This is a genomic window from Pseudomonas sp. AC463, assembly GCF_979253585.1.
The window spans coordinates 147,162-168,998 of the sequence record NZ_CEEDDZ010000013.1; the positions used below are offsets into that span (position 1 = coordinate 147,162).

22 protein-coding genes are annotated in these 21,837 nt (G+C 63.4%); 11 read left to right on the forward strand and 11 right to left on the reverse strand.

Annotated features, from left to right (window positions below; translation table 11 throughout):
* Nucleotides 1-14: 14 nt before the first annotated feature.
* Both AC0IYH_RS17870 and AC0IYH_RS17875 read left to right on the forward strand, forming a co-directional pair.
* A complete protein-coding gene (locus AC0IYH_RS17870) occupies nt 15-1,241 on the forward strand; it encodes a YbfB/YjiJ family MFS transporter (RefSeq protein ID WP_471835498.1) in 1,227 nt (408 codons plus the stop codon).
* A complete protein-coding gene (locus AC0IYH_RS17875) occupies nt 1,238-2,236 on the forward strand; it encodes an NAD(P)H-quinone oxidoreductase (protein WP_122772705.1) in 999 nt (332 codons plus the stop codon). Before AC0IYH_RS17870 ends, AC0IYH_RS17875 begins: the two co-directional genes overlap by 4 nt.
* 115 nt (nt 2,237-2,351) lie before the next feature.
* Here AC0IYH_RS17875 and AC0IYH_RS17880 read toward each other — a convergent pair whose 3' ends face one another.
* The 3 genes from AC0IYH_RS17880 to AC0IYH_RS17890 form a co-directional block, all read right to left on the reverse strand.
* Nucleotides 2,352-3,473 carry an alkene reductase gene (locus tag AC0IYH_RS17880; RefSeq protein WP_122772704.1) on the reverse strand — a complete coding sequence of 374 codons (1,122 nt, stop codon included), beginning with the start codon at nt 3,471-3,473 and terminating at the stop codon, nt 2,352-2,354.
* Nucleotides 3,474-3,552: 79 nt separating this feature from the next.
* Nucleotides 3,553-4,230: a type 1 glutamine amidotransferase domain-containing protein gene (locus AC0IYH_RS17885; RefSeq protein ID WP_116630146.1), complete on the reverse strand. Its 678-nt coding sequence runs from the start codon at nt 4,228-4,230 to the stop codon at nt 3,553-3,555.
* Between the two features lie 15 nt (nt 4,231-4,245).
* On the reverse strand, nt 4,246-4,854 hold the full coding sequence (locus tag AC0IYH_RS17890; RefSeq protein WP_471835501.1) for a TetR/AcrR family transcriptional regulator: 609 nt from the start codon (nt 4,852-4,854) through the stop codon (nt 4,246-4,248).
* A 172-nt stretch (nt 4,855-5,026) separates the two neighbouring features.
* On the opposite strand from AC0IYH_RS17890, the gene AC0IYH_RS17895 reads away from it, so the two are divergent.
* Complete coding sequence (locus AC0IYH_RS17895; RefSeq protein ID WP_122772702.1) at nt 5,027-5,971, forward strand: GlxA family transcriptional regulator; 945 nt, start codon at nt 5,027-5,029, stop codon at nt 5,969-5,971.
* Here the strand turns inward: AC0IYH_RS17895 and AC0IYH_RS17900 are convergent.
* Complete coding sequence (locus AC0IYH_RS17900) at nt 5,949-6,455, reverse strand: GNAT family N-acetyltransferase (protein WP_116630171.1); 507 nt, start codon at nt 6,453-6,455, stop codon at nt 5,949-5,951. The genes AC0IYH_RS17895 and AC0IYH_RS17900 overlap by 23 nt on opposite strands.
* Nucleotides 6,456-6,635: 180 nt before the next feature.
* Here AC0IYH_RS17900 and AC0IYH_RS17905 point away from each other — a divergent pair, with 180 nt between their 5' ends.
* Nucleotides 6,636-7,508, forward strand: coding sequence for an undecaprenyl-diphosphate phosphatase (locus tag AC0IYH_RS17905; protein WP_116630143.1), 873 nt, complete (start codon nt 6,636-6,638; stop codon nt 7,506-7,508).
* Nucleotides 7,509-7,519: 11 nt separating this feature from the next.
* Here the strand turns inward: AC0IYH_RS17905 and AC0IYH_RS17910 are convergent, their stop codons facing one another.
* From AC0IYH_RS17910 to AC0IYH_RS17925, 4 genes are read right to left on the reverse strand one after another with little or no spacing between them, the layout of a single operon-like run.
* The gene (locus tag AC0IYH_RS17910) at nt 7,520-8,341 is read right to left on the reverse strand and encodes a sugar phosphate isomerase/epimerase family protein (RefSeq protein WP_471835503.1); all 822 of its coding nucleotides are present in this window, start codon (nt 8,339-8,341) and stop codon (nt 7,520-7,522) included.
* A gap of 1 nt (nt 8,342) precedes the next feature.
* Nucleotides 8,343-9,542, reverse strand: coding sequence for an NAD(P)/FAD-dependent oxidoreductase (locus AC0IYH_RS17915; RefSeq protein ID WP_471835505.1), 1,200 nt, complete (start codon nt 9,540-9,542; stop codon nt 8,343-8,345).
* A gap of 2 nt (nt 9,543-9,544) precedes the next feature.
* The gene (locus AC0IYH_RS17920; RefSeq protein WP_017134582.1) at nt 9,545-9,865 is read right to left on the reverse strand and encodes a MocE family 2Fe-2S type ferredoxin; all 321 of its coding nucleotides are present in this window, start codon (nt 9,863-9,865) and stop codon (nt 9,545-9,547) included.
* 27 nt (nt 9,866-9,892) lie between these two features.
* On the reverse strand, nt 9,893-10,987 hold the full coding sequence (locus AC0IYH_RS17925) for a fatty acid desaturase family protein (RefSeq protein ID WP_471835507.1): 1,095 nt from the start codon (nt 10,985-10,987) through the stop codon (nt 9,893-9,895).
* Nucleotides 10,988-11,150: 163 nt separating this feature from the next.
* On the opposite strand from AC0IYH_RS17925, the gene AC0IYH_RS17930 reads away from it, so the two are divergent.
* Nucleotides 11,151-12,200 (forward strand): LacI family DNA-binding transcriptional regulator, encoded by a 1,050-nt coding sequence (locus tag AC0IYH_RS17930; protein ID WP_471835509.1) that lies wholly within the window; start codon nt 11,151-11,153, stop codon nt 12,198-12,200.
* A gap of 117 nt (nt 12,201-12,317) precedes the next feature.
* Here the strand turns inward: AC0IYH_RS17930 and AC0IYH_RS17935 are convergent, their stop codons facing one another.
* Nucleotides 12,318-14,291, reverse strand: coding sequence for a sigma-54 interaction domain-containing protein (locus AC0IYH_RS17935; RefSeq protein ID WP_471835511.1), 1,974 nt, complete (start codon nt 14,289-14,291; stop codon nt 12,318-12,320).
* A 184-nt stretch (nt 14,292-14,475) separates the two neighbouring features.
* Between AC0IYH_RS17935 and AC0IYH_RS17940 the strand changes: the two genes are divergently transcribed.
* From AC0IYH_RS17940 to AC0IYH_RS17950, 3 genes are read left to right on the forward strand one after another with little or no spacing between them, the layout of a single operon-like run.
* Nucleotides 14,476-15,480: a Gfo/Idh/MocA family oxidoreductase gene (locus AC0IYH_RS17940; protein WP_471835513.1), complete on the forward strand. Its 1,005-nt coding sequence runs from the start codon at nt 14,476-14,478 to the stop codon at nt 15,478-15,480.
* Nucleotides 15,477-16,256, forward strand: a complete 780-nt coding sequence (locus AC0IYH_RS17945) for a TIM barrel protein (RefSeq protein ID WP_471835515.1) — start codon at nt 15,477-15,479, stop codon at nt 16,254-16,256. The genes AC0IYH_RS17940 and AC0IYH_RS17945 overlap by 4 nt, the downstream gene beginning before the upstream one ends.
* A 19-nt stretch (nt 16,257-16,275) precedes the next feature.
* Nucleotides 16,276-17,202 carry a sugar ABC transporter substrate-binding protein gene (locus AC0IYH_RS17950; RefSeq protein WP_116630135.1) on the forward strand — a complete coding sequence of 309 codons (927 nt, stop codon included), beginning with the start codon at nt 16,276-16,278 and terminating at the stop codon, nt 17,200-17,202.
* 333 nt (nt 17,203-17,535) lie between these two features.
* Here AC0IYH_RS17950 and yghU read toward each other — a convergent pair whose 3' ends face one another.
* Nucleotides 17,536-18,381, reverse strand: coding sequence for a glutathione-dependent disulfide-bond oxidoreductase (yghU, locus tag AC0IYH_RS17955; RefSeq protein ID WP_471835517.1), 846 nt, complete (start codon nt 18,379-18,381; stop codon nt 17,536-17,538).
* A 79-nt stretch (nt 18,382-18,460) separates the two neighbouring features.
* On the opposite strand from yghU, the gene mug reads away from it, so the two are divergent.
* Nucleotides 18,461-18,973, forward strand: coding sequence for a G/U mismatch-specific DNA glycosylase (gene mug, locus AC0IYH_RS17960; protein ID WP_471835519.1), 513 nt, complete (start codon nt 18,461-18,463; stop codon nt 18,971-18,973).
* A gap of 38 nt (nt 18,974-19,011) precedes the next feature.
* Entirely contained in the window at nt 19,012-19,608 is a 597-nt protein-coding gene (locus AC0IYH_RS17965; RefSeq protein ID WP_471835521.1) for a glutathione S-transferase family protein, read from the forward strand.
* A 72-nt stretch (nt 19,609-19,680) separates the two neighbouring features.
* Here the strand turns inward: AC0IYH_RS17965 and AC0IYH_RS17970 are convergent, their stop codons facing one another.
* Nucleotides 19,681-20,448, reverse strand: coding sequence for an SDR family oxidoreductase (locus AC0IYH_RS17970; RefSeq protein ID WP_122772690.1), 768 nt, complete (start codon nt 20,446-20,448; stop codon nt 19,681-19,683).
* Nucleotides 20,449-20,586: 138 nt separating this feature from the next.
* Between AC0IYH_RS17970 and AC0IYH_RS17975 the strand changes: the two genes are divergently transcribed.
* On the forward strand, nt 20,587-21,735 hold the full coding sequence (locus AC0IYH_RS17975; protein ID WP_471835523.1) for an aldose epimerase family protein: 1,149 nt from the start codon (nt 20,587-20,589) through the stop codon (nt 21,733-21,735).
* Nucleotides 21,736-21,837 lie beyond the last annotated feature (102 nt).

Here is a 21,837-nt window from a genome sequence, read left to right on the forward strand (position 1 = left end):
CCAGGACAGCCATCATGCAAAACACTCAAACACGCAGCGCGGTCTGGCTGCCCATCTTCGCCGGCCTTTGCGCCAGCCTGGTCAGCATCGGCCTGGCGCGCTTTGCCTACACGCCGTTGATCCCGAGTTTGATCCAGGCGCAGTGGTTTTCCGCCAGCGACGTGGTGTACCTCGGCGCCGCCAACCTGGTGGGTTACCTGATCGGCGCGCTGATCGGCCGGCCCCTCGCCCAACGCAGCTCCAACAAGACTGCGCTGCGCTTCATGATGGTGGCGGTGACGCTGGCGTTTTTTGCCTGTGGTTTCCCGTTGTCGGTGGTGTGGTTCTTCGCCTGGCGCCTGCTGTCGGGCATCGCCGGTGGCGCGATCATGGTGCTGGTGGCCGCCACCGTGCTGCCCCATGTGCCGGCGGAACGCCGTGGCCTGGCCAGCGGCGCGATCTTCCTCGGCATCGGCCTGGGCATTGCCGCCTCGGGCACCCTGGTGCCGCCGTTGTTGAGCCTTGGCCTGCAACAGACCTGGTTCGGCCTCGGCCTGCTGGCCGTGGTGCTCACCGCCGCCAGTTGGTTTGCCTGGCCTACCGGCAGCGTGCATGAGGCTGCGGCGCCAGCGGGCAGCGCGTCGCCGACTCCGGCCGGTGTGTACCTGTTGTTTGCCCAGTACGCGTTTATGGCGGCGGGCCTGGTGCCGGCCATGGTGTTCCTGGTGGATTACGTGGCCCGTGGCCTGGGAGACGGCGCGCATGTCGGCGCGATGATCTGGGTGATGTATGGCCTGGGGGCGATTGTGGGGCCGGTGACTTATGGTTTCCTGGCCGACAAGCTCGGCGCACGCTGGAGCATTCGCCTGGTGTTGGTGGTGCAAGCGATGGCCGTTGGTTTGCTGCCGTTTGCCGGTTCGTTTACCGCGCTCGCCGTGCTGGCGGTGATCCTCGGTTCGTTCCCGCCGGGCATCGTGCCGCTGGCCCTGGCGCGGGTGCATGAATTGCTGCCCAACCATCATCAGCAACAAGTGGCGTGGAGCCGCGCCACCGTGTCCTTCGCCACCTTCCAGGCGCTGTCGGGCTTTGCCTACTCGGCCCTGTTCAACAGCAGCGGCGGCCAGCATGCTGTGCTGTTCATGATTGCGGCTGGCGCTATTGTGGTCGCACTGGCGCTGGAACTCGGCATGCTCTTGCTGAACCGCCGCCCACTCGCTAGGGTCCCAACCCATACGCTCATCGTTGCAGGTAATCTCAAATGACGCTTCCTAAAGAAATGACCCTGATCGAAATCACCACCCCCGGCGGCCCCGAAGTGCTGCAACCACGCCGCGCCGACGTGCCGGTGGCGGGCCCCGGCGAGATCCTGATTCGCGTGCACGCCGCCGGGGTCAACCGCCCCGACGCCTTGCAGCGCGCCGGCAAGTACCCGATGAAACCCGGCATGAGCCCCTACCCGGGCCTGGAGGTGGCGGGCGAAGTGGCGGCGCTGGGCGATGGTGTCTCGGCGTTCAAACTCGGCGACCGGGTTTGCGCGCTGACCAATGGCGGCGGCTATGCGCAATTTTGCAGCGTACCGGCCGGCCAGGCCTTGCCGATTCCCGAAGGCATGGACTGGATTCAGGCGGCCGCCGTGCCGGAAACCTTTTTCACCGTATGGGCCAACCTGTTCGGCCTCGGTGACGCCCACACCGGCCAGCGCGTGCTGATCCACGGCGGCACCAGCGGCATCGGCACTACCGCGCTGATGCTGTGCCGCGAGTTCGGCATCCAGGCTTTCGCCACCGCCGGCAGCGCCGACAAATGCGCAGCCATTGCCGGGCTGGGCGCCGAGCCGATCAATTATCGCGAGCAGGACTTCGCCGAAGTCATCGCCCAGCAGACCGACGGCCACGGCGTGGATGTGATTCTCGACATCATGGGGGGCTCGTACCTCAACAACAACCTCAAGGCCCTGGCCATGGACGGGCACCTGGTGATGCTGGGGTTCCTTGGCGGCGCCAAGGCCAATGACGTCGACCTGTTGACCATCCTCGGCAAACGCGCGGTGATCACCGGCTCGCTGCTGCGCGCCCGTACCCAGGAAGAAAAAGCCGCGATTGCCGAGCAACTGCGCGAGTACATCTGGCCGGTGCTGGCCGCCGGGCGTTGCCTGCCGATGATCGACAAGGTGTACGAATACACCGACGCGGCCCAGGCCCATGCGCGAATGGAAGGCGGGGATCACATCGGCAAGATTGTGTTGCGAGTGGAGTAATCTGCAGGCACCACAAATCAAATGTGGGAGGGGGCTTGACCCCGATAGCAGTGGGTCAGTCCATGATGCTGTGACTGATACACCGCCATCGGGAGCAAGCCCCCTCCCACATGGGTTACCTGTGCGCTGGATAGTCGGTGTAGCCCGCCTCTCCTCCGCCATACATCCCCTCTACCCGCAGCGGGTTCAACGGCCAGCCGTTGAAGATGCGCTGTGGCAGGTCCGGGTTGGCAATGAATGGCCGCCCGAATGCGATCAAGTCTGCCAACCCGGCGTCTACCAACCGGGCACCACGCTCGGCGGTGTAGCGACCGGCGTAGATAATGCGCCCGCTGAACGTGTCACGCACCGCGCGGCGGAAGGTTTCGGGCAGGTCGGGCGCGTTGTCCCAATCGGCTTCGGCGATGGAGACGTAGGCGATGCCCGCCGCTTCCAACACTTTGATCGCCTCGATGTAGGTGTGATGCGGGTCTTCTTCCACCAGGCCGATGTACACGCGGTCCTGGTCGGTGCCAGTGAACAACGGCGAAAAGCGCACGCCAAGTCGCTCCGGGCCGACCACGGCACTCACCGCTTCGACGATTTCGCGCAGAAAGCGCAGGCGGTTGTCCAGTGAGCCGCCGTATTCGTCGTCGCGCTGGTTGGAATGGGCCGAGATGAACTGGTTGACCAGGTAACCGTTGGCCGAGTGAATCTCCACCCCATCAAACCCTGCATCCAGGGCATTGCGGGCCGCCTGGGCGTACTGCCCGACCAATTGCTTGACCTCGGCGGTGCTCAAGGCGCGCGGCACCGGCGGCTGCATCAGTTCGCCCACGCCCGGCCCGGTCTGAATAAACGCCTTGGCCTGCAAGGCCGGTAGCGCCGAGGGTGCGACCGGTACTGCGCCGTCCGGCTGCAAGGCGTTATGGGACACACGCCCCACGTGCCACAGCTGGGCAAAGATCACCCCGCCGTCGGCATGCACCGCATCAGTGACTTTGCGCCAGCCATCGATCTGCGCCGGGGTGTAGATGCCTGGCGTCCAGGCATAGCCCTGGCCGCGTGGCTCGATCTGCGTGCCTTCGCTGACCATGAAACCGGCACTCGCGCGCTGGCGGTAATACTCGGCCATCAAGTCGGTGGCGATATCACCGGGTTGCGCGCTGCGTTGACGGGTCAACGGCGGCAGCACAATACGGTTGTTCAAGGTGTGGTGACCCAGTGTTACCGAGGTACTTAATACACTGTCAGTCATAGTAGAAACTCCAAATTCAGGACGAGCAAAAACGCTGGCGACTCTTGCGAGTCGCCAACCAATAACGGGTTTAATTAACTTAAGCGGTGAGTTTCAGCAGGGCCTTGGCCACATCGCTGGAGCTGCCAGGGTTTTGCCCGGTGACCAACAAGCCATCGACAATAACGAAGGATTGCCAATCAGCGCCCTTCTCATACTTGCCACCCAACTTGATGAATTCATCTTCAATCAGGAACGGCACCACATCGGTCAACTCCACGGCGGCTTCTTCCGAGTTGGAGAACCCGGTCACGCGGCGGCCTTTAATCAACGGGTCACCGTTGACGGCTTTAACGTGGCGCAAGGCGCCCGGCGCATGGCACACAAAGCCGATCGGCTTGCCGGCGCGCTCGAAGGCTTCGATCAGCGCGATGGAGGTCGGCGACTCCGCCAGGTCCCACAGCGGGCCGTGGCCGCCTGGGTAGAACACGGTGTCGAAGGCATCGGCGTTGAGCGTGTCCAGCTTCACGGTGCTGGCCAGGGCCTGCTGCGCAGCCGGGTCGGCGGCGAAACGGTGGGTTTGCTCGGTCTGGAAGTCCGGCAGGTCACTGACCGGGTCCAGCGGCGGCTGGCCGCCGGCCGGGGATGCCAGCACCACTTCGGCGCCGGCGTCCTTGAACGCGTAATAGGGAGCCGCAAATTCTTCGAGCCAGAAGCCGGTCTTGCGGCCGGTGTCGCCAAGCTGGTCGTGAGAGGTGAGTACCATTAATACTTTCATGTTCCAGTGCCTCGATCAGTGATTGTCAGTGTGTTCAGGGCTGCCCAACAGGTGTCGGGTCAGTGCCAGCGCCTCGTCAAAAGGCGCCGGTGTTCGGGTGATCTTGCTCATGACGCTGGCGCCCAGCCACAGGGCGTACAGCTGCTGCGCCAGGGCTCGCGGCGGGTGTTGCAACATCAACGAGCCGTCTTCGATGCCGCGCTGCATGGCCACGGCAAGCAAGGCGATGGTGCGTGAAGTGCCGCGCTGCAGCGCCAGGCGCATCGGCTCTGAAAGGTCTGACACCTCCGCGCCGAGTTTGACGGCAAGGCATTTGCCCGCGTCGGTGCAGTCGGTCTGGTTGTCGATCCAGCATTGCCAATAGCGCATCAACTTGGCGCACTGGGTTAGCCCAGGCTGGTTGAACAGCTGCTCCATGCCGTGCACGTAGTGGTCGAAGTAGCTGTCGAGCAACACCACGCCAAACGCATCTTTGGAGGTGAAGTAGTGATAGAACGAACCTTTGGGCACATCGGCGGCCTGCAGGATTTCGTTCAGGCCCACCGCAGAAAACCCCTTACGGCCGACAATTATCTGCGCCGTGTCCAGGATGGTCTGCCGCGCGCTTTTGGTTTCACTGTTCATGCTTCACTCCGTCCGATTAGACCAGTCGTCTAGTTCGTTGGGTGAATGTTAGGAGCCGGGGCAACTCCCCACAATGTCATATCCGCAAGGATTCCGGACATGGCGCAAAGTCGGTTGCCGTTTTCCTGGCAGCCGCCGACAATCCCCCCTCCTACGCCCCTGGAGACATGCGATGCACAGCGTTGCGCTGATGGTTTACCCGAACTTCCAATCCCTGAGCCTCAGCCTGGGCTCGGTGTTCGAGTGCGCGAACCTGCTGCGGGGCGAGCCGGCCTACGAGTTTCACCTGGTGTCGGAAAGCGGCGGCGCGGTGATGACCTCCCAGGGCTTCTCGGTGAATACCACGCCGATTCGGCCCGAGGGCTATGACACGCTGATCGTCAGCGGCTACCTGGAATTCCGCCTGCCCGAGGCCAACCTGCTGGAACTGGTCAAGGCCGCGTCTGTACAGTCGCGGCGGATCGCCTCGTTGTGCATGGGCATTTTCGTGCTGGCAGAGGCCGGGTTGCTGGAGGGCAAGCGCGCCACCACCCACTGGATTCACGCACCGGCGTTCCACAAGCGTTACCCGCACATCCGCCTGGAAGAAGACAAACTGTTTGTGGTCGACGGCCAGGTGTGGACCGGTGCCGGCATGAGCGCCGGGGTCGACCTGGCGCTGGCCATGGTCGAGAACGACCTGGGCGGCGACCTCGCCCGGCGCATTGCGCGCAAGCTGGTGATTGCCCAGCGTCGTGGCAGCGAGCAGTCGCAGCTGTCGGCCCTGCTGGAGCTGGACCCCAAGTCCGACCGCGTGCAACTGGCCCTGGCCTACGCCCGCGAAAACCTCACCCATGATTTGTCGGTGGAAGCCTTGGCCGATGTCGCCCGGCTCAGCCCGCGCCAGTTCAGCCGGGTGTTTCGCGAGGAAACCGGGCAAACCCCGGCCAAGGCCATCGAGTCACTGAGGGTGGAAGCCGCGCGGGCGATGATGGAAACCAGCCGCCACCCAGTGGAAGTGGTGGCCCGCGAAACCGGCTTCGGCGACCGCGAGCGCATGCGCCAGGCCTTCCTGCGCGCGTTCGGCCAGCCGCCCCAGGCCATGCAACAGGCGTTTAATGCAGCGCCACTCGCGTGATCCGGTAAGTCACCAACTGCGCATCGTCGCCCAGTTCCAGCGCCTGCACCGGGCGCGGCAGGTTATCCAGCACGGTGCGCCAGAACGCCTGGGACGCTTCGTCCTGATCATAAAAACGCACCAGCCAATCGGCCTCGCCGCTGCACAGCACCTGCGTGGCGATGGCGCGGCCGATGCCTTTGCGCCGGTAGCGCTTGAGGATAAACAGGTCGGCCAGCTCCAGGGCATTGATGCCCGGCAGCTCGCTGTCTTCAATCAGCAGGAAGCCGGCGATATAGCCGTCGACCAGCAGCAGGTTGGCGCTCCAGTGCGGGTCTTGCCAGTAGCGGTTCAGGTGCTCGTCGTGGATGTAGAAACGGCCGTCCGCCTCGACATCTTCCTGTTCCCAGTCCGAGGACTCGTAGGCGTAGTACTGGTAGAGATTGCGGATCAGCTCGGCGTCTTCGGGGCCGGTCTGGATCAATTCGACGGTGGTTTCAGGCATGGGGCTCTCGGTGGAAAAACGCAGGGCGCCATTGTTCACAAAAGTGCCGAGCAAGCCAATGGAAGGCTGAACCTTTCTACTCGCTGAACGGATTGCAGATAGCGATTGCCCTGGCCGAAACCTTGAAACATTTCGAATAAACTTCGCCCATCTCCGCCTTTTCCCTCAAGGACATGCACTTTGACCAACGTCTGTTCCGCCGGCCTGGATGTGGGCTTCGCCTCCCTGGATTACCTGCAGATTTTTATCCTGGGCGTGATCCAGGGCATTACCGAGCTGTTGCCGGTGTCGTCCACCGCCCACATGCGTGTGGTACCCGCCCTGCTCGGCTGGCAGGATCCCGGCTCGGCGTTTTCCGCAGCGATGCAGTTGGCGGCGCTGGCGGCGGTGGTCAGTTACTTCTGGCGCGATGTACGCCAAGTGACCACGGGCAGCATCGGCGCGGTGCGCCGGGGCGACTACAACGACCCCTGGTTCAAGCTGGCGGTGGCGATTGTGCTGGCGACGATCCCGATCTGCATCGCCGGCCTGGCCCTGTCCTCGACCTTGAACACCTGCAACTCGCCGTTGCGCGGCCTGATGGTGATCGGTATTGCCTGCGTGGTGATGGCGGTGTTGCTGGCCGTTGCCGAGCTGCGCGCCCGGCATACACGGGCCATGGGCCAGATGCGCCTGCGCGATGCGTTGATCGTCGGCATTGCGCAGATCGGCGCGTTGATTCCTGGCGTATCGCGTTCCGGCTCGACGCTGACGGCGGCGCTGTTTCTCAACTTCAAACGCGAAGAGGCCGCACGTTTTTCATTCCTGCTGGGCCTGCCGGCCATCGCCCTCGCCGGCCTGAAGGAGCTGTGGGTGCTGTTGCACACCGACCTGCCCGCCCACGCCTGGCCACATCTGTTGTTTGGCCTGGTGGTGGCGAGCGTCTCGGCATTTTTTGCGATCTGGGGCCTGATGAAGTTTCTGGAGCGATTCTCCACCTGGCCGTTCGTGATCTACCGCGCGCTGCTGGGGGTGTTCCTGATTGTGGCGGTGAGCACTGGGCTCCTGACCTGACAAGCCCACTGTTATGCGTGCTTTAACTCATGCCACACGTTGCGGATCAGTGCCTGCAGCTTCAAGGCTTCGGCCCAGCGATCACTGATCTCGCGGCCATCTGGGCCAGTGATCGCATAGGGCGGCGGGCCCAGTTCGCAGGTGAACGACAGGCTTTGTGTGGCGTCGGCGCGGGCCAGCCAGTCCTGGATGCCGTAGCGCCACCAGCCGGTAAAGCGTTCGATCCAGGCCTGGTGCTGGGGGAACGCCAGCGAGACTTGCACCTGCTCGCTGCTGGCCACCCGGCCGTGGAAGCCCCAGCTATGGCGCAGGATGGTGCGGATCTGCTCGTCGTCCTCGGCGGCACCGGGCTCGGGCAGCTCGCGGCCGACCACGTAGTGGGACAGGTCGGCCAGCAGTTTCAGATCGGGCATCTGCGCCAGCAAATCGAGGGTAAACAGCAGGTCATTGGTGAGGCGATAACGGTGGGTTTCCAGCAGCACCGGGAAGTCCACCTGCTCGGCCAGCCGTTGCCAACCCTCGACCAGCCTGGCCGCCTCGGCCTGGGTGCGCGGGCGTACATCGGCTTGCAGGGTGAGGTGGTGGCAGCCGTAGCGGCTGATCACATCCAGCGCGGCGGCCAGATCGTCCACCGTCTGTGGGAATAGCTGGCCTTCGATCTGCAAGCCGCGGGCATGGGCAGCCGCGTGCAGCCGCGACACATCCGCCGGTTTCCAGTAATGGTCGGTGATGCCGTCAAAGCCGGCGGCGGCAATTCGGTCAAGCTGTGCTTCAAGCGGGCCGGGTTCGGTTTGCATGGCCCACAGGGATTGGAACACCAGGAATTCGCGCATATCAGCCTCGCAGCAGTTGTTTAAGGGACAGCTCGGGGTCGGCGAGGCTAGCGCTGGGCAGCGCGATGGCGGCGCTGATCAGCCGTTCGCAGAGCTTGATGTCCTTGGCCACGCTGTTGCCCGGCGCCCAGCCGCAGGCGCCTTGCAGGCGGTGTTCGGCATCGAGGTAGAACAGCAGCAGGCCGCCGCCGGGCAAGGCGCGGCTGACGGTCAGCGCGGTGATCACGCCGACGGTCTGCACGCCCCAATCGTATTGGTCGGACCAGAAACCGGGGAGCGCCTCGAAGGGCAATTCGCGCCCCAGCAGGTTCAACGCTGCATGCCGGCCCTGGGCTTCGGCGTTTCGCCAGGTTTCCTGGCGCTGGTAAACACCGCCGAGGCGAAACTCGCACACATCCCCCGCGGCAAAAATATCCGCCACGCTGGTGCGCAACTGCGCGTCGACGCGGATGCCCTGCCCGGTGTCCAAGCCCGCCGCCTGGGCCAGTTCGAGGTTGGGCTGCATGCCGATGCCAACCACCACCAGGTCGCAGGGCAAGCGTTCGCCGTCGATCAGCTGCACGGCGTCTGCGTGGATGCATTCCAGCGCCGCGTTCAAGCGCACGTCCACGCCCTGCTCGCGGTGCAGGGCCAGCAGCGCGTCACTGATGACCGCCGGCAGCACCCGGCCCGCCAGGCGTGGCCCGGCTTCCAGCAAGGTCACCGCACAGCCGAGGCTGCGCGCGGTGGCCGCCACTTCCAGGCCGATAAACCCACCGCCGACCACCACCAGCCGTGCGCCAGGGCGTAATGCGCTTTTCAGCGCCAGGGCTTCATCGTGGGTGCGCAGGTACCGCACATTCGCCTGCTCCTGGGGCAATCGTCGCGCCCTGCCGCCGGTGGCCAGCAGCAAACCGGCATAGCCCAGCCACTGGCCATCGGCCAATTGCAGGCGATGCTGCGCCGGGTCCAGCTGGCTGACCGGGTTGCCGGCGATATGTTCGATGCCCAGCTCGGCCAGCCGTGCGCTGTCGCACAGGCTGCAGCCGGCCAGGTCGATGCTGCCCTGCAACAGACCCTTGGACAGTGGCGGCCGTTCGTAGGGCAAGTGCGGCTCGTCACCGATCAGGATCAATCGCCCGGCGTAGCCTTCTTCGCGCAGGGTCAGTGCGGCACGGCCACCGGCATGGCCGGCGCCGACGATGATCAGAGGCTGGTTCATCATCAAGCCGTGACGGCGAGCAAAACCCGCCCCGCTTCGACCCGTACCGGGTAGGTTTTAAGGTTGACGCACACCGGCGCGCCCAGGGCTTTGCCGGAGCGGTAATCAAAGCGCCCGTTGTGCTTGGGGCACTCGATCACGTGGTCCATCACCAGGCCGTCAGCGAGGTGAATTTTTTCGTGGGTGCACAGCCCGGCGGTGGCGAAAAATTCATTCTCGGCCGAGCGGTACACCGCGTAGGTGTGGGGCCCGTGGTCGAAGCGCAACACATCTTCTTCGTCTATTTCGCCCACGGCGCAGACGTCGATCCATTGATCGTTCATGGCGGTTTCTCTTGTTATGGAGTGGGGTCAGCCGGCAGTGGGTTCTGCATGCAGCGGGGCATTGGCAGCCGATTCTGCATGGGAGCGAATCGGGCGCTGGACGAAATAAGACGGGTCGCTGCGCTGCTTCCAGATGGTCGGCAAGATTTCCTTGTACGCCTCGAAAATATTGGCGTAGGGCGGCGGGCAGTCGCCGCGGATTTCTTCGTGCAGCTGCGCCAGGGCGTGGTACGGCACCATTGGGTACATGTGGTGTTCGAGGTGGTAGTTCATGTCCATGTAGATAAAGCGCAACACGCGGTTCATGTAGATGGTGCGGCAGTTGCTGCGGTGGTCCAGCACATCTTCAGCCAGGCCCACATGCTGGGTGAGGCCGAACACATAACCGAGCCAGGCGCCATAGATGCTCGGCAGCCCCACCAGCATCAGCGGCAACCAGCTGTGCAGGTACAAGGCGGTGCCGATGATCACCGCGTAGATGCCGACCCAGATGCGTGCGGCGCGGAACACCTTGGGCCATTCGGATTCGGGGATGAAATCCGCTTCCTGGGCACTCATTTTGCCGATGGCATGGCGCGCCACGCCGCTGAACGTTTTCCAGGCCAGGGGCAGGTTGAACACGCTGAGGCACATCATCAAAAAGCTCGGCGGGCGCGGCTCGACGATTTCCGGGTCGCGGCCGACCACGATGGTGTCGGTGTGATGACGGGCGTGGCTCCAGCGCCACACGTGGGGTTCGAAGATGCACATGAAGCTGGCGACCTGGTACAGCGCGTCATTCATCCAGCGGGTCTTGAACGCGGTGCCGTGGCCGGTTTCGTGCCAGCGCGGGTTGGACGCGGTGCCGTAGAGCACGCCGTAGGCGATGAAGAACGGCACGCAGGCCCAGGAGCCCCAGAACCAAACGCCGCCAAAGCCGGTGGCGAGCAGGGCCAGCACCCAGATGGCGGTGTCGAGCAAGGCCGGGCCGTCGCGACGCTGCATCAGTTCTTTCATGCGTTTACGGGAAATCGGCGACTGGTACCAGTTGGCCGAGACCAGGCCTTTTTCGGCGGCGCGCGCGGCTTCGGGGCCGGTAAGGCTGTAGTCGCGCCGGGCGGTATGAGCGGTGTGTTCAGGCATTGTTATTGTTCTCCGCAAGCGGGTAGTTTCGGGTGCTTTGCGAAACCAACGATAGAGCGCGGCTAAATCACCCTCAAGGCCTTGAATCCATTCCCTATCAAGCTATCATCCAGGCCCAGCGGGGCTTGATAGTTTTCTATCAACACGCTTCAAGGGGCTTGTGATGAACAATAATAAACGCCCGACCATCGCCACCGTGGCCGCCCATGCGGGCCTCAGCGTGGCCACCGTCGACCGGGTTTTGAACGCCCGCGCACCGGTCAACCCGGATACCGCCGAACAGGTGTTCCAGGCCGCCGAAGCCGTGGGTTACTTTGCCGCGCGGCTGATCGGCCAGCGCATACGTGAACGCCGGCCCACCTACCGCTTCGGCATCTTGCTGCTGGGCACGGCGCAGGCGTTCTACGCCAACCTCGCGCAGTCGATCAGCGCAGCCGCGCAGCAGCACGCCACGGCCAACCTGAGCTGCCAATTCGAATACATCGTTGACCGCACGCCCAGCGCCATCGTCGCGCAGATCGAGCAGTTGGCCGTGCAGTGCGACGCACTGGCGGTGGTCAGCTTCGCCCATCCGCTGATCAACGCCACCCTCGCGCAAATCCGCGAGGCCGGGGTGCCGGTGGTGGCCCTGCTGTCGGATATTCATGAGCAAGCCGCCGAGCCCTATGTGGGCCAGGACAACAACGTGGTCGGGCGCACCATGGGCTGGCTGCTGGCGCGCACCTGTGGCGCGCGCAAAGGCAGCGTCGGGATTCTGCTCGGCGGCCACCGTTTCCTCGGCCATCAGGCGCGGGTCGAAGGCCTGCACAGCTACCTCGCCGAACACGCGCCGGGGCTTAAACCGCTGGACCCGCTGATCAACCTCGACAACTGCGATATCACCGAAGAAGCCACCCTCGACCTGCTCACCCGCCACACCGACCTGCGCGGCCTGTGCGTGGTCGGCGGCGGCGGCGACGGCGTGATCAGCGCCCTGGCGCAACTGCCCAAGCGGCCGGCGTTGTGCTGCATTTTGCAGGAGTCCACCGAGCTGTCGCGCCAGGCGCTGGCCCAGGGGTTGATTGATGTGGTGATGGATTCGCAACCGCGCCAGACGGCGGTGGCGTTGGTGGAGTTGCTGGTGGAATTGCAGCGGGCAGAAGGCTTTGACCCAGTGCGACATCGAGTACATATACCACCGCAAATCGTCACATCAGAAAACATATGCCCCTGACCGATAGAGATCAATTGTGGGAGGGGGCTTGCCCCCGATAGCGGTGTGTCAGTCACACATATATCGGCTGACACACCCTCATCGGGGGGCAAGCCCCTCGCACATTTTTGAACCACTTCAGCCGCCGCGAAAATCCCCGGCACTCAGCCCAAACCGGCTCATCTTGTTGTACAGCCCGCCGCGCGACACGTTAAGTTGTCGCGCGGCCAAGCGAATATTGCCGCCGGTATTTCTAAGCGCCGCAACGATCGCGTGCATCTCATGGCTGCTCAGGTCCTGGGCGGGTTGTGGTTCGTAAGCAGGCGCCGGTGCGCGAGGCCTGGCGTCCAGGGGTAGATCGCTCGGCTGGATCAGTTCGCTGGTGGCCAGGTTGGTCGCCCGTTCGATGGCATTTTCCAGCTCGCGCACATTGCCCGGCCAGGCGTAGGCGGTTAACAATTCCAGCGCCTGCGGGGTAAAACCCTGCACCGCTTTACGCAGCGAGCGGGCACAGCGCGCAAGGAAGTGCCGCGCCAGCAGCGGGATGTCTTCGCGGCGCATGCGCAGGGGCGGCACGGTCAGGTTGAGCACGTTGAGGCGGTAATAGAGGTCTTCGCGGAAGGCGCCCTCGGCCACCGCCTGGCTGAGGTTGCGGTGGGTCGCGGCGATGATGCGCACGTCCACGGGCCGCGAGCTTTTCGCGCCGACTCGGGTGATTTCGCCCTCCTGCAACACGCGCAGCAAACTCACCTGGGCGTCGAAGGACATATCACCGATTTCATCCAGGAAAATCGTACCGCCATCGGCCAGTTCGAACTTGCCCGCCGAGCCGCCTCGGGCCGAGCCGGTGAACGCGCCCTCGACATGCCCGAACAGTTCGCTTTGCACCAGGTCGCGGGGGATTGCGCCGCAGTTGACCGCCACAAACGGGCCGTTGGCGCGGTCGCTGGCGTTGTGGATGGCCTGGGCGAACAGCTCTTTGCCGGTGCCGCTTTCACCGAGGATCAAGGTGGTGGATTCACTGCGACTGGCGATGCGCCCCAGGTGCAATGCGTCCTGGATCGCCCTCGACGTGCCCTGGATGGTCTCGAAGGTGTAGCGCGCCTGGGTGCTGATGATGCGCCGGGTGATCTCGCGAATCCGCCGGTTTTCGCGCAGCGACACGATCACCCCGCCCTGCTCCAGCGGGCACACCGAGACCAGGCAGGCGAGTTGCGTGCGGTCATGCAGGTGGAAGGTGCAGTCGAGGTCACGCACCGCCTCACGGCTGCGCAGCAGCAACGCGTCGCTCAATTCGCTGCGGGCCAGTTGCTGGAACGGGCTGCCGAGCAGCTCCAGGCCGACGCGAAACAGCTGCCGGGCATAACGGTTGAGGGCCTTGATGCAGCCGCGCTCATCCAGCACCACCAGGCCTTCGTTGAGGACTTCGAGCACGGTTTGCTGTTCTGCCAGTAAAGCCTGCAGGGCCATTTGCCGCGAGACCGCATCGGCGGCGGCCTGCACGGTGCCGAGGGTGTGGAAGTGAAACCAGCCGGGTTCGGCAGTCAGTGTCAGCATCGCCACGGTTTCGCCCTGGGCATTCTTGATCGGCGCGGCGGCGCAGTGCATGCGGCGCTGGCGCAGGCCGCTGGCGAAGTTTTCTTCGGCCAGCACGTACACCAGGCGGTCTTCGGCCAGGGCCAGGCCGGTGCAATTGGTGCCCTGCACCGACTCCAGCAAACGGCTGCCGATGGGGGTGATGTCCAGCCCGCAGAAATACAAGGTGGTGCCGTCGGCATCGGTGAGGTTGATATGGCCGCGCGGGTTGTAGGCCAGCAAGCCATGCATGACTTGCGCCGCAGCTTCGATCAGCACGCGGTGGCTGGCGAGGGTCGCCGCCAGGGTCTCTGGGGCGACGAAGCGGTAGTGGCTGTCGTCCGGGTCGATGGCTGCGTCGACGCTGCGCCGCCAGGATTCCCAGATCACCTGGCGCACCTCGGCCGGGCGTTCGAGATGACCGGCCAGGCACGCGCGCCAGGCCTGCTCCAACGTGGCCACCGGGCCTTCGTTCAGCGACGCCGGGCCCAGAGCCGTGAGGTAATCGAGATCTTGCACACTGAACGCCAAGCTCATGCGGGTATCCATGTTCACGTTTTTGACATGTCAGTATAGACATGTCATCAGAATGAACACTTATTGTTTATGCGATAGCTATAAACCCTTAACTATCAATAAGTTATAAATTGGCACAGTGATTGCTCTTACCCCTTTACCCACCAGGACTGTCCTGGGGCCAACAATAAAAAGGGGTCATTGCATGAGTACACAGAACATCCGCCTGGGCTTGATCGGTGCTGGCCGCATGGGCAGCTTCCACGGCCTGACCGCCGCGCGGCACATTCCCGGCGCCTGCCTTGCCGCCATCGCCGACCCGACCCCCGGCCAGGCCGCACGCCTGGCGGCGGAACTGGGCGTGACCAAGGTCTACACCGACCCGCAGCAATTGCTCGATGACCCGGATATCGACGGCGTACTCATCGCCGCCCCGGCTCGCAGCCACGCCGAGCTGGTGATCAGCGCCGCCCGCGCCGGCAAAGGGATCTTCTGCGAAAAACCCATGGCCATCACCCTCGATGAAGCCGACCGCGCCATCGCGGCCGCCGCCGATGCCCGCGTGCCGTTGCAGGTCGGGTTCAACCGGCGTTTCGCCAAGAGCTTTCGCACCGCCCACCTCGATGTAGTCGCCGGCCGTATCGGCACCCCGCAACTGCTGCGCTCGCTGACCCGTGATCCGGCGCTGAACAACCCGGCCAACTCGCCGCAATGGGTGATCTTCCTCGAAACCCTGATCCACGACTTCGATACGCTGCGCTACCTCAACCCCGGTGCCGAAGCGGTGCAGGTGCACGTGATGGCCGACGCGCTGATCGCACCTGAATACAAACGCAAAGGCTTCCTCGACACCGCCGTGGTCACGATCCGCTTTGACAACGGCGCGATTGCCACCGCCGAGGCCAACTTCCAGGCCGTGTATGGCTACGACGTGCGCGGCGAAGTGTTTGGCAGCGCCGGCATGCTGACCATGGGCGGCGTGCAGGATAGCGACCTGGTGCGCTACCTGGCCCCGGGCATCCAGGCCGACACCCAGCGCCTGGACACCGACCTGCTGCGCGACGCCTACATCGCCGAACTCAACCACTTCGCCGACTGCCTGCGCACCGGCGCCAAGCCCCTGGCCAGCGGCGAAGATGCCCGCGCAGCGCTGGCAATTGCACGTGCGTGCATCACCTCGTTCGAAACCGGCCAGGCGGTGGCGGTATGAGCCCGTTCAAACTGGCGATCAGTGCCGAGATGGTGTTTCTCGACCTGCCGATTATCGAGCGGGTCAAACGCATTCATGCACTCGGCTTCAGCGCCGAAATCTGGGACTGGACCACCAAGGACATCAGCGCCCTCGCCGCCACCGGTGCAGATTTTACCTCGATGACCGGCTACATCAGCGGCACCCTCACCGACCCCGACGGCATCCGCCAACTGCTCGAAACCGCTCGCGAGTCCCTGGGCGTTGCCGAGCGCCTGAACTGCCCCAGCCTCAACCTGCACGGCACCGGCCTGGGCGACGGCGGCCTGCCAGTGCAGCCGGTCAGCCAGACCACCGGACGCATGTGGCTGAGCGCGTGCAAGACCCTGGAAAAAATCGCCCGCCTGGGGGAAGACGCCGGCCGCGTCTTCCTGCTGGAAAACCTCAACACCGAGGTCGACCATCCCGGCGTGCCGTTCGCCCGTGCCGACGACACCCTGGCGTTGATCGAAGCCGTGGGCAGCCCGCATTTGAAGATGAACCTGGACCTGTACCACGCGCAAATCGGCGAAGGCAACCTGATCGAATTGATACAGCGCGCCGGTTCCGCCATCGGCGAAATCCAGGTGGCCGACGTGCCCGGGCGCAAGGAGCCCGGCACCGGCGAAATCCACTACCCGGCCATTGCCCGGGCCTTGCACGCCATGGGCTACAGCGGCGTGGTCGGCCTCGAAGGCTGGGCCAGCGGCGACAGTGAGCTGGCGCTGCAGCGTTTCCGCCAAGCGTTCACCCTATAACAATAAAAGGAACCTCCCTATGCATCGCCAATCATTGATCGTTGCTGCTTTTTTACTGCTGTTCAGCCAATGGAGTTTCGCCACTTACCGCATCGGCGTGAGCATCGCGCGGGTCGACGACAACTTCATGACCTACGTGCGCAGCGGCCTGGAAGCCGCCGCCAAGCAACAGGACGTGCAGATCCAGTTCGAAGACGCCCAGGGTGATGTGGTGCGCCAGCTCAACCAGGTCGAAGGCTTCCTCAACCAGAAAGTCGACGCAGTGATTGTGTTGCCGGTGGACACCTCCGCCACCGCCAACATGACCCGCGCGGCCGTCGCCAGCAAAATCCCGCTGGTGTACGTCAACCGTCATCCGGATGAGCGCACCTTGCCCAAAGGCGTGGTCACCGTGGCGTCCAACGACATCGAGGCCGGGCAATTGCAGATGCGCTACCTCGCCGAGAAACTCGGAGGCAAAGGCAACGTGGCGATCATCATGGGCGACCTTGCGCAGAACGCCACCCATGACCGCACCGAGGGCGCCAAGCAGGTGCTCAAGGATTTCCCGGGGATCAAGATCGTCGAGCAGCAAAGTGCCGAGTGGCAGCGCAGCAAAGGCATGGACCTGACCAGCAACTGGCTGCTGGCGGGGACGCAGTTTGATGCGATCGTGGCGAATAACGACGAAATGGCGATTGGCGCGGCCATGGCGTTGCAGCAGTCGGGCAAGGCCAAGGGTGAAGTGGCGATTGTCGGCATCGACGGCTTGCCGGACGGGTTGGCAGCGATCAAGCGTGGCCTGCTCACCGCCTCAGTGTTCCAGGACCCCAAGGCCCAGGCGAGCAAGGCCGTGGAGTCGGCGGTGCGGATGATCAAGGGCGAGCCGATTGAATCGGAGGTGTGGGTGCCGTTTGAGTTGATCAAGCCGGAGCAGGTGGCAGTCTTCGAGCAGCGCTATAAATAAACTGAAGTATGCACCGCAGCCTGCTTTTGATCTGGCTTGTGATTTTGATCTGAGGCGCCCCGTCAACCACGCTGGCCGAACGCAGGCTTTGGAGCGTGGGTAACCCGGCAGGACGCCGGGTTAGCCGCGCTGGGCCAAGGATGGCCCATCGCGGCGGCCCACGGATTCAAGCCGGAGTGGGCATGCCGAGCCTAGGCGAGGTGCCGAGTGGTGGGGCGAAGACCTTTTGGTTACTTTTGGGGCGTTTGCCAAAAGTGACCCGCTGTAAGAGCGGAACCCCAAGCCGCCGTTACCGCAGCAACGGATATGTACACAGTTCCCATCCCCCCGGCCTCAGTCCAAATCACTCGCCTCATGCCGCTCGGCCAACTGCTCATGGGCCTCACCCGAAACCCGGTTCACCCGCCGCCCCCGCTGCACCGCCGGCCGCGCCTCAATCGCCTCGGCCCAACGCAGCACATGCTTGTACTCGTGCACCGACAGAAACTGCGCCGACTCACCATACAACCGGCCCTTCACCAACCCGCCATACCAAGGCCAAATCGCGATATCCGCGATGGTGTACTCATCCCCGGCAATGTACTCACTCACCGCCAGGCGCTGATTCAGCACATCCAGCTGACGCTTGGTCTCCATGGCAAACCGATTGATCGCGTACTCCATCTTGCTCGGCGCATACGCATAGAAATGCCCAAACCCACCGCCCAGGTACGGCGCGCTGCCCATCTGCCAGAACAACCACGACAGGCACTCCGCGCGGGCCGCCGGCTCAGTGGGAAAAAACGCGCCAAACTTCTCCGCCAGGTAATGCAAGATCGCACCCGATTCGAAAATGCGAATTGGCGTAGTGCCGCTGTGGTCCATCAACGCCGGAATCTTCGAGTTCGGATTGACCGCAACAAACCCGCTGCCGAACTGGTCGCCATCGCCGATCTTGATCAGCCACGCATCGTATTCCGCGCCGCTGTGCCCCAGGGCCAGCAGCTCTTCGAGCAGGATCGTGACTTTCTGCCCATTTGGCGTGGCCAGGGAATACAGCTGCAGCGGGTGCTTGCCCACCGGCAGTGGCTTATCGTGAGTCGCGCCGGCGATGGGCCGGTTGATGCTGGCGAAAGTGCCGCCGCTCTCGGTGTCCCAGGTCCAGACCTTGGGTGGGACATAGCTGGATGAATCGGTCATGCTCACTGCTCCTGAGGCGCTTGGGATCAACGAATTCACCTGCATCTTACCGATTGGCTCACATTCAGGTACCCCCAACATGACCGACCGGCTCGAAGACATCCTCGCCGACCACCTGAATGTGCTGTTCTGCGGCATCAACCCCGGCAAGGGTTCCGCCGCCCTCGGCCTGCACTTTGCCAACCGCAGCAACCGCTTCTGGCGCACCCTGCACCTGGCCGGTTTTACGCCCCATGAGCTCCGACCCGAAGACGGCCGCACGCTGCTGCACTACCACTGCGGCCTGACCACCGTGGTGGAGCGCCCCACCGCCAGCGCAGGCGAGTTGGCGCGGCATGAATTCACCGATGCGGCGGCCGCCTTCGAGGCGAAAATCCGCCGATGTGCGCCGCGCTTTGTGGCCTTCCTCGGCAAGCCGGGCTACAGCGCGCTATCTGGCCAACGTGAAATTGCCTGGGGGTTGCAGACGCAATTGCTCTGCGGCGCGGCGGTGTGGGTGCTGCCCAACCCCAGCGGGCGCAACCTGGCGTTCAGCCTGGAGCAATTGGTGCAGGCCTATCGGCAATTGCGCGAGGCGGTCGAGTCGCCTTAATCTCTGGGGCCAATCGTCCTGATAGCAATGGAGGCTTCATGAAACTGATCGGCATGCTGGACTCGCCCTACGTGCGCCGCGTGGCCATTTCCCTGGAGTTGTATGGGGTGGATTTTGAACATGAGCCCCTGTCGGTGTTTCGCACCTTCGACGAATTTGCGCAGATCAACCCGGTGGTCAAGGCCCCTACCCTGGTGCTGGACGATGGCACGGTGCTGATGGATTCGAGCCTGATCCTGAATTACCTCGAAGCCCTGGCCCCGGCCGATAGAAAGCTGCTGCCTCAGCAACCCAGGGCACTGGCCAAGGACCTGCAACTGCTGGGCCTGGCCCTGGCGGCCTGCGAGAAAAGCGTGCAGATCGTCTATGAGCACAACCTGCGCCCGGCCGAGAAGCTGCACGCCCCCTGGCTCGACCGCGTGACCGGCCAATTGCTGGCGGCGTATGCGCTGCTGGACAAGCAACTGCCTGACAGTGAGGCACTTACCCAGGCGTCGATCACGGCGGCCGTGGCCTGGTCGTTCAGCCAGCTCACTGTGGCGTCGGTGGTGAAGGCGGATGCGTTTGCCAACCTGAAGCGGCATGCCGAAAGGCTGGAGCAGCATCCCGCCTTCAAGCGTTACCCGATCGAGTAAGCACCGCAGTGCAAATGTGGGAGGGGGCAAGCCCCCTCCCACATTGGATCTTCATATGGCTGAGGTTTTGGGTTAGACCCAGCCGCCATCCACAATGAAGTTCTGCGCCGAACACATCGCCGACGCGTCCGAGGCCAAAAACAGCGCCATATTGGCGATGTGTTCCGGCAACACACTGCCCGGCAGGCACTGGCTGCGGGCGATCAGTTCACGGGCGGCATCATCCACCCACATTGCCAGCTGTTTTTCGGTCATGACCCAGCCCGGCACCAGCGTGTTGACGCGGATACCACTGGGCCCCAGTTCCCGGGCCAAGCCACGGGTCATGCCATGGGCCGCAGCCTTGGCAGCCGCGTACACCGGGTAGCCTGCGGACGCCATCATCCAGCCCACCGAGCCGAGGTTGATGATCGACCCGCCACCGGCGCTTTTCATCATCGGCGCCACCGCCTTACTCGCCAGAAATGCGTGCTTGAGGTTGACCGAAATCAGCTTGTCGAACAGCTCCGAGTCGACCTCTTCCAGGGTATGGCGCACGTCGTTGGCGGCGTTGTTCACCAGCACCGTGATCGGCCCGAGCGAATGCTCAAAGCGCCCGATTGCCGCGCGGTAGGCAATTTCATCGGTGATGTCGCAATAACCGAACTCGACCGTATGCCCCTGGGAACTCAACAGCGCCGCCAGGCGTTCGCCCTGGCTTTGGGCGCGGTCCACAAAACCGACCTTGGCACCCTGCGCGGCGAAGGCCCGCACCATGAACTCACCAATCCCCGAAGCGCCCCCGGAGATCAGCACGGTCTTGCCCTTGAGGTCCGGGTAAAGGGCAGCTTGAGTAGTCATATAACGTTCGCCTCGCTTAAATAGTCTTATTTTATTTTGCAAACACGCGGTAAAAGGCTATAAATCTGCTGTCTTATCGACAAAATATCGCACATTAGTAGAACTATTCCAGTCATAACAACAAAAGGAAGTTCGATCATGAAGCACCCTCGATACCTGCTTTCGGGCCTTGCCATGTCCATGCTGATCGCCAGCGGCGGCGCCCAGGCCGCAGGGCTCAGCAGCGAGCACAAAGCCTTCGGTAAAACCAATGACGGCACTGCCGTCGAACAGTACATCCTGCGTAACAGCCACGGCATGCAAGCCACGGTGATCACCTACGGCGGCGTGTTGCAGTCGCTCAAGGTGCCGGATAAAAACGGCAAGGTCGAAGACGTGGTACTCGGCTTCGACACGGTGCAGGGCTACCAGGGCGGCACCGCGTTTTTCGGCGCGACCATCGGGCGCTTCGGCAATCGCCTGGCCGGTGGCGCGTTTGAACTCGATGGCAAACGCTTCCAGGTGCCGCTCAACGACGGTCCCAACTCATTGCATGGCGGCGCCCAGGGCTTCGACAAGCACGTGTGGAAAGCCGAAGCGGTCAAGGCCAAGGACTCGGTCGGCGTGAAGCTCAGTTACCTGTCCAAGGACGGTGAGATGGGCTTCCCCGGCAACCTGAAAACCGAAGTCACCTACAGCCTCAACGACAACAACGAACTGCACATCGACTACAAAGCCACTACCGACAAACCCACGGTGCTCAACCTCACCAACCACAGCTACTTCAACCTGGCCGGCGCAGGCAACGGCGACATCCTCAAGCAAGTCGCCACCTTGCATGCCAGCCATTACACGCCGGTGAATGCCACGTTGATCCCGACTGGTGAGCTGGCGCCGGTGGCGGGCACGCCGATGGATTTCCTCAAACCCACGCCGATCGGCCAGCACATCAAGGACGATCACCCGCAGCTTAAATTCGCCGAGCCGAAGCAAGGTGGATTTGACTTCAACTGGGCACTGGATACCAAGGGCGATATCAAGCAGCTCGCCGCCGAGGTACATGACCCGGCGTCCGGTCGGCGTTTGCAGCTATACACCACCGAGCCTGGGGTGCAGTTCTATACCAGCAACTTCCTCGATGGAACGGTGAAGGGCAAGGCTGGCAAGACTTATCAGCACTGGAGCGGGTTTACGCTGGAGACCCAGCATTTTCCGGATGCGCCCAACCAATCTTCCTTTGCATCGACCCGCCTGAACCCGGGACAGACCTACAGCCAGAACACCATCTTCAAGTTCACCGCTGATTAAAATTGTGGGAGGGGGCTTGCCCCCGATGAGGGTGTGTCAGTTGATAAATCTGTAACTGGCCCACCGCTATCGGGGGCAAGCCCCCTCCCACATTGGATTTTC

What these genes read in the sequence shown, in the direction of transcription:
- AC0IYH_RS17870 (WP_471835498.1), top strand. Translation starts at nt 15, where the DNA reads ATGCAAAACACTCAAACACGCAGCGCGGTCTGGCTGCCCATCTTCGCC.
- AC0IYH_RS17875 (WP_122772705.1), top strand. Translation starts at nt 1,238, where the DNA reads ATGACGCTTCCTAAAGAAATGACCCTGATCGAAATCACCACCCCCGGC.
- AC0IYH_RS17880 (WP_122772704.1), bottom strand. Translation starts at nt 3,473, where the DNA reads ATGACTGACAGTGTATTAAGTACCTCGGTAACACTGGGTCACCACACC.
- AC0IYH_RS17885 (WP_116630146.1), bottom strand. Translation starts at nt 4,230, where the DNA reads ATGAAAGTATTAATGGTACTCACCTCTCACGACCAGCTTGGCGACACC.
- AC0IYH_RS17890 (WP_471835501.1), bottom strand. Translation starts at nt 4,854, where the DNA reads ATGAACAGTGAAACCAAAAGCGCGCGGCAGACCATCCTGGACACGGCG.
- AC0IYH_RS17895 (WP_122772702.1), top strand. Translation starts at nt 5,027, where the DNA reads ATGCACAGCGTTGCGCTGATGGTTTACCCGAACTTCCAATCCCTGAGC.
- AC0IYH_RS17900 (WP_116630171.1), bottom strand. Translation starts at nt 6,455, where the DNA reads ATGCCTGAAACCACCGTCGAATTGATCCAGACCGGCCCCGAAGACGCC.
- AC0IYH_RS17910 (WP_471835503.1), bottom strand. Translation starts at nt 8,341, where the DNA reads ATGCGCGAATTCCTGGTGTTCCAATCCCTGTGGGCCATGCAAACCGAA.
- AC0IYH_RS17915 (WP_471835505.1), bottom strand. Translation starts at nt 9,542, where the DNA reads ATGAACCAGCCTCTGATCATCGTCGGCGCCGGCCATGCCGGTGGCCGT.
- AC0IYH_RS17920 (WP_017134582.1), bottom strand. Translation starts at nt 9,865, where the DNA reads ATGAACGATCAATGGATCGACGTCTGCGCCGTGGGCGAAATAGACGAA.
- AC0IYH_RS17925 (WP_471835507.1), bottom strand. Translation starts at nt 10,987, where the DNA reads ATGCCTGAACACACCGCTCATACCGCCCGGCGCGACTACAGCCTTACC.
- AC0IYH_RS17930 (WP_471835509.1), top strand. Translation starts at nt 11,151, where the DNA reads ATGAACAATAATAAACGCCCGACCATCGCCACCGTGGCCGCCCATGCG.
- AC0IYH_RS17935 (WP_471835511.1), bottom strand. Translation starts at nt 14,291, where the DNA reads ATGAGCTTGGCGTTCAGTGTGCAAGATCTCGATTACCTCACGGCTCTG.
- AC0IYH_RS17940 (WP_471835513.1), top strand. Translation starts at nt 14,476, where the DNA reads ATGAGTACACAGAACATCCGCCTGGGCTTGATCGGTGCTGGCCGCATG.
- AC0IYH_RS17945 (WP_471835515.1), top strand. Translation starts at nt 15,477, where the DNA reads ATGAGCCCGTTCAAACTGGCGATCAGTGCCGAGATGGTGTTTCTCGAC.
- AC0IYH_RS17950 (WP_116630135.1), top strand. Translation starts at nt 16,276, where the DNA reads ATGCATCGCCAATCATTGATCGTTGCTGCTTTTTTACTGCTGTTCAGC.
- yghU (WP_471835517.1), bottom strand. Translation starts at nt 18,381, where the DNA reads ATGACCGATTCATCCAGCTATGTCCCACCCAAGGTCTGGACCTGGGAC.
- mug (WP_471835519.1), top strand. Translation starts at nt 18,461, where the DNA reads ATGACCGACCGGCTCGAAGACATCCTCGCCGACCACCTGAATGTGCTG.
- AC0IYH_RS17965 (WP_471835521.1), top strand. Translation starts at nt 19,012, where the DNA reads ATGAAACTGATCGGCATGCTGGACTCGCCCTACGTGCGCCGCGTGGCC.
- AC0IYH_RS17970 (WP_122772690.1), bottom strand. Translation starts at nt 20,448, where the DNA reads ATGACTACTCAAGCTGCCCTTTACCCGGACCTCAAGGGCAAGACCGTG.
- AC0IYH_RS17975 (WP_471835523.1), top strand. Translation starts at nt 20,587, where the DNA reads ATGAAGCACCCTCGATACCTGCTTTCGGGCCTTGCCATGTCCATGCTG.